Annotated in this window: 16 protein-coding genes; 11 read left to right on the top strand and 5 right to left on the bottom strand. The window is 68.5% G+C overall.

Features of this window, described 5'->3' with window-relative positions; all coding sequences use genetic code 11:
* Positions 1–41 precede the first annotated feature (41 nt).
* Both ACWEKR_RS08770 and ACWEKR_RS08765 read right to left on the bottom strand, forming a co-directional pair.
* Positions 42–227: a hypothetical protein gene (locus tag ACWEKR_RS08770; RefSeq protein ID WP_043738550.1), complete on the bottom strand. Its 186-nt coding sequence runs from the start codon at positions 225–227 to the stop codon at positions 42–44.
* Positions 228–461: 234 nt separating this feature from the next.
* Positions 462–3,128, bottom strand: coding sequence for an SEL1-like repeat protein (locus ACWEKR_RS08765; protein ID WP_452353964.1), 2,667 nt, complete (start codon positions 3,126–3,128; stop codon positions 462–464).
* Between the two features lie 213 nt (positions 3,129–3,341).
* Here ACWEKR_RS08765 and ACWEKR_RS08760 point away from each other — a divergent pair, with 213 nt between their 5' ends.
* Positions 3,342–4,409 carry a dTDP-glucose 4,6-dehydratase gene (locus ACWEKR_RS08760; protein WP_452353963.1) on the top strand — a complete coding sequence of 356 codons (1,068 nt, stop codon included), beginning with the start codon at positions 3,342–3,344 and terminating at the stop codon, positions 4,407–4,409.
* Here the strand turns inward: ACWEKR_RS08760 and ACWEKR_RS08755 are convergent.
* The 3 genes from ACWEKR_RS08755 to ACWEKR_RS08745 all read right to left on the bottom strand — a co-directional run bounded on the left by ACWEKR_RS08755 (position 4,406) and on the right by ACWEKR_RS08745 (position 7,535).
* Entirely contained in the window at positions 4,406–4,672 is a 267-nt protein-coding gene (locus ACWEKR_RS08755; RefSeq protein WP_452353962.1) for a hypothetical protein, read from the bottom strand. The genes ACWEKR_RS08760 and ACWEKR_RS08755 overlap by 4 nt on opposite strands.
* A 149-nt stretch (positions 4,673–4,821) precedes the next feature.
* The gene (locus ACWEKR_RS08750; RefSeq protein ID WP_452353961.1) at positions 4,822–5,892 is read right to left on the bottom strand and encodes a phosphotransferase family protein; all 1,071 of its coding nucleotides are present in this window, start codon (positions 5,890–5,892) and stop codon (positions 4,822–4,824) included.
* A gap of 824 nt (positions 5,893–6,716) precedes the next feature.
* Complete coding sequence (locus ACWEKR_RS08745; RefSeq protein ID WP_043738542.1) at positions 6,717–7,535, bottom strand: helix-turn-helix transcriptional regulator; 819 nt, start codon at positions 7,533–7,535, stop codon at positions 6,717–6,719.
* A 286-nt stretch (positions 7,536–7,821) separates the two neighbouring features.
* Here ACWEKR_RS08745 and ACWEKR_RS08740 point away from each other — a divergent pair, with 286 nt between their 5' ends.
* The 10 genes from ACWEKR_RS08740 (at position 7,822) to ACWEKR_RS08695 (ending at position 15,867) form a co-directional block, all read left to right on the top strand.
* Entirely contained in the window at positions 7,822–8,061 is a 240-nt protein-coding gene (locus tag ACWEKR_RS08740) for a hypothetical protein (protein WP_043738540.1), read from the top strand.
* Positions 8,062–8,335: 274 nt separating this feature from the next.
* On the top strand, positions 8,336–9,151 hold the full coding sequence (locus tag ACWEKR_RS08735) for a hypothetical protein (protein ID WP_051047475.1): 816 nt from the start codon (positions 8,336–8,338) through the stop codon (positions 9,149–9,151).
* Positions 9,148–10,374: a cutinase family protein gene (locus ACWEKR_RS08730; RefSeq protein ID WP_245560545.1), complete on the top strand. Its 1,227-nt coding sequence runs from the start codon at positions 9,148–9,150 to the stop codon at positions 10,372–10,374. The genes ACWEKR_RS08735 and ACWEKR_RS08730 overlap by 4 nt, the downstream gene beginning before the upstream one ends.
* A gap of 2 nt (positions 10,375–10,376) precedes the next feature.
* Positions 10,377–11,519 (top strand): lipase family protein, encoded by a 1,143-nt coding sequence (locus ACWEKR_RS08725; protein ID WP_051047474.1) that lies wholly within the window; start codon positions 10,377–10,379, stop codon positions 11,517–11,519.
* Positions 11,520–11,587: 68 nt separating this feature from the next.
* Entirely contained in the window at positions 11,588–13,087 is a 1,500-nt protein-coding gene (locus ACWEKR_RS08720) for a cutinase family protein (protein ID WP_452353960.1), read from the top strand.
* A gap of 138 nt (positions 13,088–13,225) precedes the next feature.
* Positions 13,226–13,939, top strand: coding sequence for a hypothetical protein (locus ACWEKR_RS08715; RefSeq protein WP_051047473.1), 714 nt, complete (start codon positions 13,226–13,228; stop codon positions 13,937–13,939).
* Positions 13,940–13,941: 2 nt separating this feature from the next.
* On the top strand, positions 13,942–14,601 hold the full coding sequence (locus ACWEKR_RS08710; protein ID WP_051047472.1) for a hypothetical protein: 660 nt from the start codon (positions 13,942–13,944) through the stop codon (positions 14,599–14,601).
* On the top strand, positions 14,598–14,897 hold the full coding sequence (locus tag ACWEKR_RS08705; protein ID WP_280186298.1) for a hypothetical protein: 300 nt from the start codon (positions 14,598–14,600) through the stop codon (positions 14,895–14,897). The genes ACWEKR_RS08710 and ACWEKR_RS08705 overlap by 4 nt, the downstream gene beginning before the upstream one ends.
* Positions 14,897–15,193 (top strand): hypothetical protein, encoded by a 297-nt coding sequence (locus tag ACWEKR_RS08700; protein ID WP_280499055.1) that lies wholly within the window; start codon positions 14,897–14,899, stop codon positions 15,191–15,193. Before ACWEKR_RS08705 ends, ACWEKR_RS08700 begins: the two co-directional genes overlap by 1 nt.
* 5 nt (positions 15,194–15,198) lie before the next feature.
* Positions 15,199–15,867, top strand: a complete 669-nt coding sequence (locus ACWEKR_RS08695) for a hypothetical protein (protein WP_452353959.1) — start codon at positions 15,199–15,201, stop codon at positions 15,865–15,867.
* Positions 15,868–15,879 lie beyond the last annotated feature (12 nt).

Here is a 15,879-nt window from a genome sequence, read left to right as displayed (position 1 = left end):
ACCTGCCGCAGCCTCGAAAGAGACCGACCCGCCCAGCTCGGTCACAGTAGGTCGAGGTGGTCCATGAGGAGCGCGGTGAGGGTAACGGTGCCGACGAACCCGACTCCGGCGTCGCGGATCGCGCGAGCCGCATGGGCACCTTGGACCTTGGCAAGCAGTGCTGTGACCATTCCGATGATCACTCCCAGAAGTACGGCGATGACGATCAGCAGGATCTTGATGCTCATGTGTGCTCCGCTTCTTTCAGTAACTGTTGGCGGTGGAAGCACACCAATCCGGCTGCGGCCCACGCAACGCGCCTGCGCTCGCCCGATGACATGTTTATGAAGGTCAGGGGGCTGATTGAACGCCCATCCGCTTCCTGCGACTCGTATCGACTCGTGTCGTATCAGGCTTCGTGGTCGCAAGCGATGCTCGGCAGCACCGCACGGGAGCCAGGACCGGCAGCACCGAGTAATACTTCAGGTCGCCTGTCGCGGCGATGCCGGGTTGGAGGGAGGCGCGTTGCGCGCACGCCCGAGCCATTGCTGCGATTCGGCCTCTTCGCCATTGCCGTTCAACAAGATTGCGAGGTTGTTCATGGCCGGTCGATGTCCGCCCGCGGCTGCTTTCCGGTACCACTTTTCGCCGAGCTTGAGGTTGTCGGCCTGAACGTGTCGGAAACCGAGCCGGAACATCGCATCCAGGTCGCCTGCGGCGGCGCACCGTTCCAGCCAGCGATCGGCTTCGCCGTGCTCTCCACGCAGGTATAGCGCCTGCCATAGGGCTGACATCGACGGCAGATGGTCTGCCGCGGCTCCCCGCCGCAGATATGGCAGGGCCTCCTCGCCGCGTCCACTATCGTGAAGCAGTCCGGCGTAGCTGCGCATTGTCTCCAAGTCGCCTGCTTCGGCGCCGAGGCGCAGCAGTTCCTCTGCAGCGGCGATGTCTCCTCGGAGATAGAGAACGCGCCCGAGATACCCGACGGCGGTCGTGTCCCCTGCGGCTGCGGCCCGACGTATCCAGATCTCCGCTTCCTGGAGGTTTTCGCGCTCGACATAGATCGCGCCGAGCCCCTGGGCTGCGCGCAGCCCGGCCTCGCCGTCCGGGTCTGCCTGGTGTGCACGCCCATACCAGTGCTCGGCAGCCTCGAAGTCCTTGCGGTCGAACATGATGCAGGCCAGGTTGACTGCCGCACCGGCATGTCCAGCGGACGCGGCCTGGAGGAACCAGTGTTCGACTTCGGTCATTCGGTCGCCGTGACGTTGCAGTGCGTGCGCGTAGTTGAACATCGCGACCGGGTCACCATTGCCCACCGACAGCGCGAGCACGTGCTCGGCCTCGCCCTCACGCCGGGTCTTCGTCAGCAGAGTGGCCAGGTTGCGCAGCGCTGCGGCATCCCCAGCTTCTGCTCCCCGGCGATACCAGACTTCCGCCTCGCCCAGATTGTTTCGTTCCGCGCACAAGACACCTATGTTCGCGAACGCTGGAACGCACCCTACGGCGGCAGCCCGGCGATATAGCTCGTCGGCCTCGCTCAGTTTCCCAGCGACCTGCATCGAGACGGCCAGGTTGTAGAGCGCCCCGGGGTGTTCGACGCCAGCGCCACGGCGCCAGAGGTTGTCGGCGATCTCGTCATGCCCCCGTAGGTGGGCTTGGAACCCGACGGTGGTCACGACATCGGGGTCGGCATCGCGGGTCGCCACCTCCCAGTAGTCGTGCGGGATTGCCCGTGCGGGTCTGTCCTGACCATCGTCGGCGGCGACGAGGTAGTCGAACGGCCGATAGGCACGCTCACCCGTGACCAAACGTTCGGTGTGCAGCGCCGCGACTTGCCCGGCGCCTTCTCTCGGCATTCGCGCCGCCGCAATCGCATCCTCGAGAGCGGAGCCATCGATATCGACATGTGGCCAATGGTGTTCGAGAACATGTCGGGAGAGGCGCTGCAACTGGCTGTGCGGCATCGGGTCGGTACGTCCGATTCGAGACCAGTCGATCACGGTCTGAGTCACCGCACCGAGGGCCGGATCCGCGTGACGGGCCACCTCATACTGTCGAAGTAGGTCCGGCGCGCCGGCAAGCACTTCCGCCAGCCCGAACCGGCCCAGGTTCAGCGATGGATACAGGGTGGCCGCCATCGCATGCTCGCTCACATCATCACTGGTCGACCGCAACCTGATGGTCTCAGCTTGGGCCAGAACCGTGCGCTGGTCGCGCGTCAGTTCCCCGGTGCTGCGGGTGAGACGGTCGATGGCGTCGTCGCGAATCGTCGCTGCGATGACGGTTCGGGCCGGGCGTGCGCTGATCTGTGCGAGGAGGATCGGACTCAGCGGATTCTCACCGGCGAGGAAGTCCTGGAGGTCGTCCAGCCATACAACGATCTGGTCGCCGCAGTCGCGGAACTCCGGGAGGTCGATCGCAGCCTTCAACGTGCGGCGGCTCGGTACGAGGATCCGCGCCTGCGGCAGCGTGCGGCGCACATTCTCGTATAACGTGCGCGTCTTGCCGGTCTTCGATGGACCGGTGAGGACCACCATTCGGCGACTTTTCAGCGCCGACATGACTCTGCGATCAACCTGGTTCGCCGTGCGGGGAACGTACCGGTCGAATCGGCTGGCGTCGCCTAGTCCGACGTGAGATGGTATGGCGCCCAATGCATGTGGATCTAGGTCCGTGGCGTGCGGCAGGCCGCCGTCTGCGCCCACCTGCTCAACGATCCCAAGCCACACCAAACCTGCGTGCTCGACCTCAGCCCTGGCTGCCACGTGGAAAGCATCGGCTGCGGTAGCGCTCGTCAACGCTGCCCGACGGGCGCGGTCCCACCTGTCGATTTCGCGGCGGTCGGGTCGTCTTCCTTTTGGCCGCTGTATCAGGAATTCGACCAATCGGGCGAACTGGTCACCGTTGCGAGGGACCACCCGCTTCCGCTGGACCGTTGGTTTCTCAGGAGCGCTCGGCAGCCAGCCGCGAATGGTGGTAATGCTGATCTTGGTTTTCTCGGCGATCAGTTGCTCCGGCGGCGATCCAGCCGCCTGGTACAGGTCGTCCACCTGCCGGAAGAACTGCTCACGCAGCTCAGATTCCCCCACTTCAGCCCCTTCAAGCCCAGCGGCCGCGACGAATCGGTACCTCGATACCAGGATGTTCAACCCTACATCCGTAGGATTCTCTGTGGCGGTTGGTGCCCACACCCTGTTCGCCGGGCTCACCCCGGCTGCAGATTGCGCTGCGTCAGGCGTGGGAAGCTGGGGCCTGTGACCGATCTCCATCAGCGTGGTCGCTATGGCTTGTGCGCCGGTTGGCTGGGGTCCACAACCTGCTCACTCTCATCTGGGGGCTGGACCGGGCTAGGCTGGGCAGCCATGTCCGTCTACCTCGTGACCGGCGCCGCGGGTTTCATTGGCGCGAACTATGTGCATCACCTGCTGGAGTGGGAGTCGGACGCTCAGGTGGTGGCGGTGGACTACATCGGCTTCGCCGGCAATCTGGCGAACCTGGACGCGGTGATCGACCGGATCGTGTTCGAGAAGGCCGATATCGCCGACCTCGAGGTGATGGAGGCTCTCTATCGTCGGCATCGGCCGGATTTTGTGGTGAATTTCGCGGCGGAGTCGCATAACGATCGCGCGATTCTGGGTCCGTCGTCGTTCATGCGCAGCAACGCCCTCGGCGCGCAGGTCATGGCGGAGTGCAGCCGTCTGGTGCCGGTTCGTTCGCATGTGCATGTGTCGACGATCGAGGTGTACGGGGAGCTGGCGGCCGGGGACCAGTGGTTCACCGAGCGGTCGGCGTTGAACGCGAAAACGCCGTACTCGGCGGCGAAGGCGGCCGGGGATCAGATGGTGCGCGCCTACATGCAGACCTATCCGGAGATGAATATCCGGATGACGCACTGCGCCAACAACTACGGTCCGTTCCAGCTGCCGGAGAAGCTGATCCCGCTGGCTGTGACGAACGTGCTGCGTGGGAAGAAGGTGCCGGTTTATGGCGACGGGTTGCAGAGCCGGGACTGGCTGCATGTGGCCGACCACTGTGCCGCGGTGCACCGGGTGCTGCACGCCGAGCTGGCCCCTGTCCCGGCCGCGGCGGCGACCGACCCGGGGTTGCTGCCGATCTTCGACGTGTCCGCGCGGTTCGAGGTCACCAATATCGACATCGCCGCCATGGTGGTCACCGCCCTCGGTCTGAACCCGGAGGAATGGATCGAGCACATCCCGGATCGGCCGAACCACGATCGCCGCTATCTGATCAACCCGGACAAGATCGAATCGCAGCTGGGCTGGGCACCGACCCACGACTTCGCCAGTGGGATCGCCGAGACCGTCGCCTGGTATGTCGAGCACCGCGGCTGGTGGGAGCAGATCATCGCCGACAAGGGCGAGCTCGGCTTCGACTGGAGCCAGGTCGGCCCGGCGGCGGCCTCACGCTAGGTGTCGGCGGTCAACACGGTGTAGCCCTTCGGGTCGCGCCACGATCCGCCGTGGCAGGCGAACCAGCCGCGAACCTCCACACCAAGGCTCTGCGCGATCTGCTGACGCTGCGGTGAGTCCTCGGGGACACCGCAGGCGAAACGGGTGAGCACGTCAGCGTACTGCAGCACACTGTCGGGGGTGGGAAAGACCAGGGCATCGTCGCGCCGCCACACGGTGGCATGCCCGAACTCGATGCGCAGCAACTCCGCGGCGGCATCCACGTCCAATGGCGTAGCCGTGGTCGGTGTGCTGGCGTAGCAGCGAAGCCTCTCGTGCCCGCGCGGCCCCACGCTCGCAGCTGCCATCTGTACGACGCGGTGGCACCGACGAATCTGATCGGCACATCCGCAGTTCAGCGGGTCTTGAAGACTCAGCGCGTGCATAGAGCGGCCTCGACCCGATCACGCCCAGGTGCCGGACGGTCCCACAACGGTGCGGCCTCGGTGAGTCGTCGGGTCAGGCCGTCGACGAGCGCCTGTTCGCCTGCGGGGGTGCGATCACCCGCCGCGATGACCTTCGCGTAGCGGACCGCGTCGATGACAGCGGCTTTTATCCGCTCGCCGGCGAGGTAGCGGTCCAGGTCTTCGGGCCAGCCTGGGAGTGCGGCCTCTTTTTCGGCGGCGGCCCACGCGGTGAGGAACGCCTGCTGTTCGTGCGGGAGGTAGGTCATTTTCGCCAAGTGGATCGCGACATCGGCCAACGGGTCACCGTAGAGGGCCAGTTCCCAGTCCAGGAACACCGTCCTACCCTCGCGGATCATCATGTTCTTTCGGTGGACATCGCAATGGATCAGCCGAAACGGGCGTGCACGCAGCGATTCGGCGGCACCCGACAGGGGCGCGAACGGATCCTCGGGGATGCCCAGGCGCCGGAACAGCGCGGTGAAGTCCGGGCGGTGGCTGTCGTGCAAGCGGCGGGTGTTGTCCCACAACCGGTTCGCGAACCGGCGCGGATCGTCGTCGAGTTCGTCTGCCGGAGAGGGCAGCTGGTCGGTGGGGATCGCGCGGAGCTGCCCGAACAGGCTGGCGACGTCGGCCGGGACGTGCTCGGGGACGGCGGTGCCGCGCGGTGCGATCGCATCGAGTTGGTGGCCGTGGATGTATTCCTGGATCTGGTAGCGCGGCTGGTCACAGGAACTGTAAAGGCGTGGGGCCGCAGCGACGTGGGCGGCGATCGCGGCTAGGATCCGCGGTTCGGGCCATTGGGTCACATCCATGATGTCCGCGTGTTCGAGCGGTATACGGACATTCACCGCGACGCAAGCGACATCGACTCGGATATTGCGGTTGTAGAACCCGGCCGACGCGTTCGGACTGTCCAGAGCCTGGCGGTGCAACTCGGCGGCGGCCACACCCAGGACAGGGAGCGTGTCCCCACAGGATGAGATGTGGTGCGCGAGAACGGACGAGGGCGGCGGATCGGGATGCGGCACAGCTGCCATGCACACGATCGTAGAGCTCGCACGAGGGCAGTCACCGAACAGTGCACCGCGCGCATCACCTGCTTCCCGTCGCCGCTGGCGGTACATGCATCGTGGGGTCACTGGCGCGTCGAGCCCGCCGCGCACATGATCAGCCTGCTGAGACCCGCAAACCATCGGTGAATTCGGTCATCGGTCTTGAGGCGGGATGTATCGGCGGTGGCGGGTTCGTTTGGTCGGCCGGGCCAGGTGGGTCGAGCTCGGTTGGTTGGTTGTGGTGCAGGTTGGCGTTTGGTGGGGCGCGAAAATGGGCTTCGGGAGACTTCGATCGCGGCGTCGATGTCGCTGGCGGTGAGGAACCAGGTGCGGCCGGCTTTGTGGCCGGGAAGCGTCCACTCTTGAGTTGTTGGACGTACCAGCGTTCGGATTTCCCTAGTTGCGGGCACCGGCGGATACCGGATAGGTCTGCTCGTGAGGTCCGGTGGGAAGAGGTGGGTCCGGACCGGGTGCGGGGGTGCGAGGGTTTTCAACCATGGTCAGATCCTGCGCTCAGTTATGGATCCCGAAGTGCGGATTCGGCGAAATCGACGTCGAGACGTCGATTCGATCCGAATATTCCAGCAATTTTTCGACGGCTGTGGGGCGACGAGTTCTTTGCGTCCGCTTCATGGCAGCGGATTACAGATATGTCACGGTGCCCCCAGGTTGCCGATGGAGGGGCATCGACAGCCTCGGGCGGGCAACATGTCGGCGTGCGGTAACGCTGAGCTTGATCAACATGACCTGGCGGTCGGCTGAACTCCGAGAGAGGTCTTCGGCGTGTCGTAGCGCGTGTCGAAAGTTTTCTATCCGTCGGCTTCTCGGTTCGTGGTCGAGCCGGGGGACGGTTTGGGCGAGAGGATGAGCAGCAGGACGGACTCGGACTGATTGGAGATGGTCAGGCTGTAGGCGACCGGCTGGCCGGTGACGGGATGGATGGTGTGCATCAGCGCACTGGGGTCACGCCCGTAGGCGGCGCGTACGCCATCGCTCCACGATTTCCGGAACTCGATGTTAGGGCCCAGGTGTCGGAAGACCACTCGGACCTGCTCGGTGTGGCGATAGCGGCCGGTCATGGCACGAATGGAGGCTGCCGCGTAGTCGAGTTCGAAAGGCCGGTCGGTCAGGATCGGTTTGGTGTTGTCGCTGAACATCCACACCGGGACCGACCCGGTGCGCTCGAGTCCTGGTGTCGCCTCGCGGAACAAATTGTTGCAGGCCAGCACGTTCCATATCGGGTCGATGTAGGCGGCGAGGTCGCCTCGGGCGTTCAGGTCGCGGAGATGGGCGATGAGCAGGTCGTTGGCGGTGACCGACCTGGCCAGAACCGCAGTGGGTTCGAGGTCGAGCGCTGCCACTCCTAATTCGCGCACGTGGCGGGCGAGGGCGGAATCGAGTCGGTAGCCGGCGATGATCAGCTCCAGCAGTTCTGGGCTGGGGTTTCGGCGGCCTCGTTCGATATCGGTGAGGTAGCTTCGGCTGATTCTGAGCATGGCCGCGGCGTAGTCGCGGGTGTAACCGCGTTCGTCACGGATTCGGCGGACGGTGTTGCCGAGAGTGGGGACACGCGGTGGTAGTGCGTGTCGGGATCCGGGTGATCGGCGTAGTTCGGGATCACGGGTCATGGGAGTGGAATCCCCCTCCTCGAAAGTCTTCCACGGCAGGATGGGCAGAGGTTATGGTGATCGGTTGGCCCCCAGGTGATGTTTCGTTCCTACCAGAGCGGGTACCGCCCGGCAAGCGTTTAGATGATCACATCATCCAAACCAGTAGCTCCGAGGATGCGAGCGCCGAGGATGGTCGTCTCGATGGACGGCGTTGTGGCGGAGCGACTTCGGTGGAAATTCCAGGTATTGCAGCTTGCATACATTCCGCAGCAAATCTGCTGATCAAGTAGTGAATAGCAAATGTATGCAAGTTGCGGTACCGCAAACTGCATACCTGAAAACCCTGGATTTCCAGCAGTTCCGGGCGTTTGGTTGGAAGCGCGAGGTCGACACCGATCCCGCCGAGAATCCGAAAGACGCTGAGAGGAACGCGATCGTGGATCCCTTCGTAATTCTGGGCTACATCAACGCCGGGCTGTCGGTGCTGTCGAGCGGCCTGAACGTCGCAGCACAGGCACTCAGCCTGATCCTGCCCTTCATCTGACCGAGATGACCTGAGAAGCGGTCTCCCACAGCGTATCTCCCGCTGTGGGAGACGCCGCCCAATTCCTAGGCCGCACTCTCGCGCGGCAATTCCACTCCCCGTATCGCTCACCCTCACTGGGAAGGCTTATTTCGTCATGCCCTCATCCGGGAATTCACCGCTCCATCGCACGTCGGCCGACCACCACGCGTCGCATACGCCTGGTAATCGCGCCGCACGCCGAGCCCGGCACACGCCGCGCACCACACACGTAGCCCGCGTCACCCTCTGCGCGGTGGTCCCGGTCGCGGTCCTTCTCGCGACAGCGGGGACTGCGCAGGCCGCCGAGCCGCTCACCGCGATCGCCGACCAGCCCGGCGTCACCAGCCCCGGTCAGCCCGGAACCACCGCGCCGCCGCCACCGCCGCCCGCGCCGGAGCCGTCCCCCGAACCGGCGCCGCCGCCGGAGTCCGCGCCGGCACCGCCGGTGTACTACGCCCAGCCGCCGGAGGTGCGCAACGCGCCGACGCGCCCGGCGCCGTCGGCGGACGAGCCGGTGGAGCCGATCCGCATCGAGGACCTGCATCTTCCCGAGCCGGTGGAGCCGGTCGCGCCGGTCGAGGTCCCCGACGATGTGATCCGGTTCGGCCAGTGGGAGACCGCGCGTCCCGGCTGGCTGGATCCGCAGTGCGCGGACGCGATCAATGATTTCTCCGCGGGCGTGGAGGCGCAGCTGGCGACCGCGCTGGACTCGATCGGCATCCCGGCCGGGCGCTCGGATCGGGTGTCGGGTGCGACGCTGGCCGGTGCCGGGATCGGCGGCGCGGTCGGTGCGGTCGCGGTCGGTGCGCCCGCAGCGGTCGCCGGTGCGGTCGCCGGGGGCCTGATCGGGGGCACGGTCGGCGGGATCGCGGGCGCCGCCCTGGGCACGATCGTGCCGGTCCCGGTCATCGGCGAGGTGACTTCCGGTGTCGCCGGTACCGCACTCGGTGCGGCGGCCGGTGCCGTCGCCGGGGCGGTCGTGGCCGGTGTCCCCGTCGCCGCTGTCGGCGCGGTCGCCGCCGGAACCGTCGGCGCGGGCTTCGGTGCCGGAGTCGGAGTCGGCCAGTGACCACGACGACCTCGAACGTCCGCCGACTGGCCGCTGCCGTGGCGATCGCCGCCACCGCGTCCGGTCTGACGCTGGCCTCGGCGCCCGCCTCGGCGGTGCCGATCGGCCCGGGGTGCCCGGCACTGTACGTGCTGGGTGTGCAGGGCACGGGCCAGTCGTCCCCGACGGCGGACCCGCTCGCCGACACCGGGGTGGTGGGCGCGCTCATCGCTCCGGTGCTGTCGGCCGCCCCCGGCCTGGTGCAGCGCTCCTATATCCCCTACGGTGCCGGTTTCGGCGGTGCCGTTCCCGGCGGAGGCCCGGATCCCTACGCGGTGTCGGTGACCGACGCCCGCCGCCAGCTCGACGCCGCCGCGGTCCAGATCGTGGATACCTGCCCAGACACCTTGATCGCCGGAATCGGATACTCCCAAGGCGCACAAGCTGTCTCGGATTTCGCCGCCGACATCGGCGCGGGCCTGGGCCCGATCGGTGCAGACCGGATCGCCGGTGTCGCGCTGTATGCCAACCCCGATCGCGCGCCCGGCGCCCCGGTCTTACCGGGCCGGCCCGGGCAGGTGGTGCCCGATCCCGCGCCGGGCACCAGCGGTGCGGCGGTCTCGCAGGTCGCGATCACCAACCCCGCGGCCGGTGGCGGCGGGATCGCGGGCGCGGTCGGCTACGGCGAGCTGACCGGCCGTGTCGCCGATATCTGCACCGACGGCGACCTGGCCTGCTCGGCCCCCGACCGCGCCGCGCTCCTGCGGGTCGGCGCCGAGATCGCGGCCCAAGCCGACCTGCGAAACCCGATCGCCGCGCTGGGCACCCTCAGCGGCCTCTTGCAGGCCGCGCTCGGCGATGCGTGGAACACGGTGCTGCTCAACGACTTCTACGTCGACGGCGGGGATGTCGACTACCGGCCGCAGCAGGGGCTGGCCGATCGGCTCGTCGAGGCCGCCGACCCGCGCACCCCGACACCGGACGGACAGGCGGCGGCGGCCCGCTGGGGTGAGATCACGGCCACGGTCGCCTCGAATCCCTTTGTGCTGCTACCGAAGCTGGCCGGACAGCTGTCGGCGGCGTGGGGGCAGTTGGTCGCCGACAACGCCGACTTGATGAATCCGGCGGTGCTGCTGCGCTACGTCGACACCATCGCCCGCCATAACGGCTACGCCACCGGCGGCCAACTCGCTTCCGGGGTGGCGTGGATGGTCGCCCTGGCCCACGACCTCGCGGGACGGTGACCATGACCACCTTCGGCATCGACGACACCGAGGACGAGTTCTACGCACCGGACTCCGACGACTTCACCCAGCCCGCAGGTGCGCTGCTACGAGCACGCGAGGTCGAGGTCCCGGTGTTAGCAGGAGCGGGACGCGCGTGGCAGGTGGTGTACTCGACCCGCACCGCGTTCCACGCCCCACTGCCGGCGTCGGGGCTGGTGGTGGCTCCCGAGCAGGCCGTCGGCGGTGACGGGTCGATACTGCTGTACTGCCCGCGGTTCCAGGGACTGGGAGGGCGCATCGCCCCATCCCGGCGCCTGGACCAGACGGCCCTCGCGGATGTGGCCGCAGATGTGGCGATGGCGTTGGCGCGGGGCTGGGTCGTCGGGGTGCCCGACGGCCAGGGCGTGGGCATGAGCGCTCTGGGCGCGCACCCGTTCCTGTCCGGTGCCGCCGCCGCGCACACCGTGCTCGACCTGGGCCGGGCCATCACCAGCTCGACCGATTTCGGCGCATCCGGCCCGTGTGCGATCTGGGGGTACGGCGACGGCGGGCGGGCCGCGGTGCTGGCCGCCGAAACCCACCCCGACTACGCCCCCGAACTCGACCTGCGCGGCGTCGCCGCCGGCGCGGTCGTCGGCAACCTGCGAGCCTTGGTCGCCGACCTGGACGCCGGACCGTGGGCCGGACTGGTCTTCGCGGGGATGGTCGGACTGGCTCGCGCCTACAGCCATCTGCCCGTCACCCACCTGCTCACCGAGGAGGGACGGCGTGGCCTCGCGCACGCCCAGACGCTGACCGTCGATGAGCTGATCGAGACCTACCGGCACATTCCACTCGGCACGTGGTGCGAACGCCGCGAACCCTGGAACGACCCGATGTGGCGTTACGTGCTGGCCGCAGAATCCGCCGCCTATCGCGCCCCCGGGGTGCCGGTGCACCTCTACCACGGCACCGAGGACGCGCTGGTCCCGATCGCGCTGAGTCGCGCCCTGTTCGCCGAATACCGGGCTCTTGGGGCGGATCTGAGCTGGCGCGAATACAACACCGGCCACACCCGCACCGCCGCCGTCGGGGCACGCGAAGCGCTGACGCAGCTGAACAGCTTCCTGCCGCGCCACCGGACACCCTCTGCGGCCACCATCTCGCAACCACCCGCCACCTGAATCGTGTCTGCCCGCCCCGGCCCCCTCGCCACGGGGCGGGCAGGCACCCCCCATCGAGGTGAAATCTCATGCACAGCAACAGCATACGACCCCGCCACCTACTCCGTAGCGCCGTGATCGCGTTGATCATCGGCACTACCACCGTCAACGTCACCGTGACGGCATCAGCCGAGCCCGGCGCGGCTGTGGACGGCCCGTGCCCGGTGCTGTACGTGCTCGGTGTGCAAGGCGGCGAGGAAGGTGATGTCGCCTCCGGCAGCGACACCGGCGCGTTGGGACAGGTATTCGGACCGCTGACAGCTGCGGCGGGACAGGCCGTGCAGCGCGCCTACATCCCCTTCGGGCGCAGCGGCGACGGGAGTTCACTGGCCTACGACGACGCGGTCACCGCAGCGGCCGACCAGCTCGAGCAGGCCGCGGCGGCCGTGGAAACCCGCTGCCCGGACACCCGTCTCGCGGTTGCGGGATACGCGCACGGCGCCGCGGCGGCGGACCGCTTCGCCACTCGGGTCGGCGCGGGCAGCAGCACGGTCGACGCGGACCGGGTGGCAGCGGTCGCGCTGCTGGCCAATCCCGCCCGCCAACTCGGCACACCCGTGTTGCCCGGCCGTCCGCAAGCGCACACCCCCTCGGCCGCGCCGGGCACCGGCGGAGCCCATGTCTCGACGATCACGCTGCTCAACTCGGCGCTGACCGGAGCCGGGATCACCGCCCCGACCACCGCCCCGACCGGTTACGGAACATTGACCGGGCGGGTGGCGGATCTGTGTGTCGGCGGCGACGCCACCTGCGACACCGCACCCGGCAGTCCGCTGGCGACGACGGTGGCCAACATCGCGGCGCGCTCGGACCTGCGGGATCCGATCGCGGCGATCTCCACCATCGCCACCGCCTTGTCCACGACGGTGTTCACCACCGCGGTCGGCGTCGTCAACGACGACCTGTCCGGCACCAGCCTGGACCAACTGTCCTACGACCCCGCCAAAACCCTCGGACAGCGCCTGGCCGAAGCCTCCGACCCGGCCACCACACCACCGAGCCAGGCCGACGCGCTCTCGGCGCTGTTCAAACTCGGCACGATCGGGCTCAACGCCGCGATCTCGGTCGCCCGCACGGTGATCACTCCGGCGACGGTGGCCGAGCTGGCAACCGTCGGCATGGCTGACCCGCTGGCCGCGGTCGGGATTCTCGGCACGAAACTCGCCGCCGCGGTGGTGCAACTTGTGCCGCCCCAGACCGCCAGCCGGTGGGTCAACGACGCCTTCGACGCGATCACCAGCACCGTCACCGCCCCCGATCAGCTCTACACCCTGGCCGGGTCCGCCCAGTACAGCGACACCACCGGCCGCCACGGCTCCTACGACAGCGTGCCCGCGACCGGCACCGGCGAATCCGCGCTGCGCGCGGTGTCGGCCTGGTTCACCGCCGTTGCCCGCGACCTGGCGACCGCCCCGACCACACCGACGACGGCGACCTCGACGACGAGAACGCCCTCGGCCACCGCGCCCTCCCGGCCGAATTCCCTCCCACCGGTGTCCACGAGCTCCGTGGCTCCGTCGAGCCGGTGAACCACCCCAGACCCCTTCGGGCGGAAGCCGGATTCAGCGGACGCTACCCCTTCGGTCTGCTGATCCTCCCCGGAACTTCCGCCCGGAGGGCCCACCCCGACCCCGACACCGGCCACCGAAGGAGGTGACACACCGACAATGGCGGACACCGAGATCGACTCCCCACACGGGGCCGGGTGGCTCGAGAAATCGACACCCGCGGCCCTGCAAGCCGTTGCGCCCGATACGGGAACCGCCGACGGTGACGATCACGCGTGGCGGTGGCTGGATCGGCCTCCGGAGGAGCCACCACAACCCCGCAACCGCCGGACCGCCCGGCCCACGGCGCGACTGGGGCGGATAGGCATCGCGCTGGGGACGGCACTGGTCGCTGTCGTCGTCCTCGTCGCTGTCGTAGTCCGTTGGGGCAGCCACGAACCCGACACCAGTGGGGTGGCGCCCACCGCCCTGGCCGCGCCGCCCACCACGACCGCGGTCCTCGCCGCGGCGTGCACCGGGTTGAGCGGTGACGTGGTCACCGACACCGCCGGTGACCCTCGCACGATAGCCGGGGTGATCGCGGCCTTCGAGCACGCCTACTACCAGCGCCGCGACGCCGAGGCCGCGCTGCGGCTGGTCGCACCCGAGGCCGGTCTGGTCCCCGAGGCCCTGGCCGCGGGTATCGCCTCGATCCCCACCGGGAGCACGCACTGCGTGGCGATCACCGCGGTCGCCGAGACGACCGCCGAAGTGCACCTGGTCCAGCGGCATCCCGATGGCAGCCGCATCGACTACCTGCAATTGATCAACGTCCGCGCCGGCACCCCGAACAGCGGCGATCTGGTGATCTCCAACATCCAGAAGCGAGGGTGAGGATGACCGCCGCGCACCGCCTCGCCGACACCACGCGACCGCCCGGGCCGGCGCGGCTGAACCCGGACACCGTCGCCGTGCCAGACCCGCAGCACCGTGCCCCGGTGCGTGAACAGCCCTTGGCGATCACCGGCGCGCACCCGCCGCTGTTCGCGGTTCTGGGCGCGCACGGAGGCGCTGGTGCCTCGACCCTGGCGCGCTGGTGGGCACCGGCCGCGGACACCGGCGCGGCCTGGCCCGCCTGCCCGCACACCACCCAACGCGTGCTCGTGGCCGCGCGTCTGTGCACACCCGGTCTGACCGCGGCAGCCGATCGACTGCGGGAATGGCACGCCGGTCTGGCACCGACCGGAGTCGAGGTGATCGGGCTGGTGCTGACCCCGATACGGCCCGGCAAGGTCCCGGCGGTGGTTCGCCGCTACCGGGCACTGGTCACCGACCTGGTCACCGACGTCTACGACATCGGCTGGCACGACCAGCTCCTCGAGATCGAACTCGGCGAGCTGGCCGAATTCACCCCCTTCGACCCACCACCGCCCCGTCGCGCCGGGTTGCGCCACGCCGTTCCCGCTGATGTGCATCGCGCCGGAACCCAGATCATCACCCGCTTGTCCGCGACCCACACATCGGTTGCGGCACATCCTGATTCGGAGACGACATGACCATCGTCGCATTGGCTACCGACGTGGCCTCGACCGTGCTGGCCCAGGAAATCAAGATCACGCCCACGACCCCGCCGGGCTCGAAGCAGATCATCAACCTGGTCAATTATCTGGCCTGGCTGGTGAGCCTGGCCGGGATCGCCGCCCTGATCTACGCGGGCGGGAAATTCGGGTGGGAACGCTGGCACGGCGGCAGCGTCGAATCCCCGAAGATCATCGCCGCCGCGATGGCCGGAGGCATCCTGGCCACCAGCGCCGGCCCCATCATGAACGCCGTCGTCACCGGAGGCTCCTGATGGCCTCCAACAACTCGAACTCCGTGCTCGCGCATCAGGATTGGAATCCGCTGGCGGCCTCACCGCCCGGCAGCACGATCCTGCCGAGGCAGGTACTCGAACCTCTGGCCCAGCTGCTGGGGTATCTGGCCTGGTGCGTGCTGCTGTTGTGCATCGCGCGCGCGATCTGGGTGGGCGGGCTGCTCGCGATCCGCACCTACCGCGAGGAAAGCGTCGAAGGGCTGCTCGGCGCCCTGCTCGGCGCGGCCCTGCTCGGCACCGCCAGCTCCCTGGCCCTGGCCGTCATTCCGCGGTGACCACCATGCCCACGACACCGACACCCCCGCACCCCGACCGACTCCCGCGCTGGGCCGCGACCGCCGTCCTGGCTTTCACCGGCCTCCTGGCCGCCGCCGCTCTACTCGCCTGCGGCACCGACGCCACCGAACCCACCCGCGCCCCGGCCGCCGCGAGCGACACCCTCACCCCGCCGACCGGGCTGCGATGGCAGCCCTTCCAAGGCGTCGACCTGCCCGTCACCGACCAAGGCCCCCACCGTATCGACGGTGCCGTCGCCGCCGGGTTCGACCACTCACCCGCAGGTGCCGCCGTCGCCGCGACGCAGGCGACGGTGCGGGCCTCGATCGCCACCGACACCCAATGGCCCCAGGTCGGCGCGCAGATGCTCGCCCCCGGTGCGGGCCGTGACGGCTGGGCAGTGGCGCGCGCGCAGATCTCGATCACCGCCCCCGTCGCCGAGGGCGCCCCGCGCCTGCTCGGCTACATCGTCACCCGCTACAGCCCCGAGGCCGCCGACGTCGAGATCTACAGCCTGCACCCGGACAACTCGGTGACCCGCAACCGCGCCGCCGTGCTGTGGCAATACGAGGACTGGCGCCTGGACCTGCCCGCCCCCGCCGTCGCCGCCCCGCCGGCGGTCACCGTCATCACCGAGCCACCCCCCGACCTCGTCGTCTTCCTGCCGCGCTGAAAGCGAGCTGCC

The organism is Nocardia sp. NPDC004573, from assembly GCF_053602135.1.
Note: the sequence above shows the minus strand (reverse complement) of the source record. Positions and strands in the feature narration are given on the sequence as shown.